Source organism: Rhodococcus sp. NPDC055112, from assembly GCF_053607505.1.
In genome coordinates this window covers 1-1,449 of record NZ_JBSGTR010000124.1, presented here as the reverse complement: position 1 = coordinate 1,449, position 1,449 = coordinate 1, and the positions used below count along the sequence as shown (strand labels likewise).

Annotated in this window: 2 protein-coding genes; both read left to right on the top strand. The window is 62.7% G+C overall.

Going from position 1 to position 1,449, the window contains the following annotated elements:
• Nucleotides 1-223 precede the first annotated feature (223 nt).
• The gene (locus tag ACWFRB_RS26350) at nt 224-559 is read left to right on the top strand and encodes a helix-turn-helix domain-containing protein (protein WP_452644300.1); all 336 of its coding nucleotides are present in this window, start codon (nt 224-226) and stop codon (nt 557-559) included.
• Nucleotides 556-1,410: an IS3 family transposase gene (locus ACWFRB_RS26345; protein ID WP_452644298.1), complete on the top strand. Its 855-nt coding sequence runs from the start codon at nt 556-558 to the stop codon at nt 1,408-1,410. The genes ACWFRB_RS26350 and ACWFRB_RS26345 overlap by 4 nt, the downstream gene beginning before the upstream one ends.
• Nucleotides 1,411-1,449 lie beyond the last annotated feature (39 nt).

The window sequence follows — 1,449 nt, the reverse complement described above, 5'->3', positions numbered from 1 at the left end:
CTGAACTGCTCCCCGGAAGTTGGACTGAGAAATTCAGTTCCGACTTCCGGGGAGCAGTTGTATGCGTGCACGAATTCCACTATCTGAGGATCAGCGGGTCGCGGCGGTAGCGTTGTTCGAGGCAGGCGCGGGTCGACGTGCGGTCGCGACGCAGTTGGATGCGAGCCGCTGGGCCATCAATCGCTTGCACGACCGATGGCGGGTACGAGGCGTAGGAGCGTTGGTGACCAAACCGGGCAAGCGTTCGTTCTCATTCGAGTTCAAACTCGATGTGGTGCAGCGTTTCCTGGCCGGCGAAACGAAGGTCGCGCTCGCCCGGGAGTTCGACTTGTCCTCGCCAAAACTGATCGAAACGTGGGCTCGGGCCTACCGTAACGAGGGCGAGGAAGGGTTACGCCCGAAGCGGGCAGGTCGCCCGCCGGGACCCGCCACATCCGAGCCGAGCGAGTCGAGCGCGGCGAGTGAGCTGAAGCGGCTTCGGGCGGAGAACGAGCGGTTGCGGGCTGAGGTCTCCTACCTGGGAAAATTGCGAGCCTTGAGGGCGCAGGAACGGCTGTGAAGGTCCGTGCCGTCGTCTCCCTCAAGGCTGAATACCGGCTGGACGTGCTGCTAGAGATTGCCGGGCTTGCCCGGTCGACGTTCTTCTATCACCAGGCTCGTCTGCAGGATCCGGATCCCCACGCCGAACTCAAGGCCGCGATCACGGAGGTATTCGAGGCCAACCACGGCCGCTACGGGCATCGCCGCATCCACTGTGCGCTGGTCAAGGCCGGGCTGCGGGTGGCGAAGAAGACCGTGCTGAAGCTGATGCGTGCTCTCGGCCTCGCCTGCCAGGTGCGGCGGAGGAAGAGGTACATCTCCTATCGGGGTGAGGCCGGCAAGGTCGCTCCGAACCTGCTCGAGCGCGATTTCGAAGCCAGCGCACCGAACCAGAAGTGGGTCACCGACGTGACCGAGTTCCGCATCGGCGAGGACAAGCTCTACCTGTCGCCGGTGATGGACCTGTTCGACCGACAGATCATCGCCTTCTCGGTCGGCACATCACCGAACCTGCAGCTGACCAACAGCTCCCTGCGCGCCGCGATCGCAACCCTCAGCGACGGGCAGACCCCGCTGGTGCACTCGGATCAGGGATTCCAGTACCAGCACGAGTCCTGGCGACGCTTGCTCGGGAATGCCAGCGCGACCCAATCGATGTCCCGCAAGGGCAACTGCTTCGACAACGCCGTGATCGAGAACTTCTTCGGCCACCTCAAAGAAGAACTCTTCCACCACGTCCGATACCTGAGCATCGACGCACTCGCTGATTCGCTGGAGGACTACATCCACTGGTACAACACCGAACGCATCTCCACAAAGCTCAAGGGCCTGAGCCCGGTGCAATACCGGACCCAGGCCCTTGCCGCTTAGGCTCCTACTTGGCCAGTCCAACTTTCGGGGACCAATTCA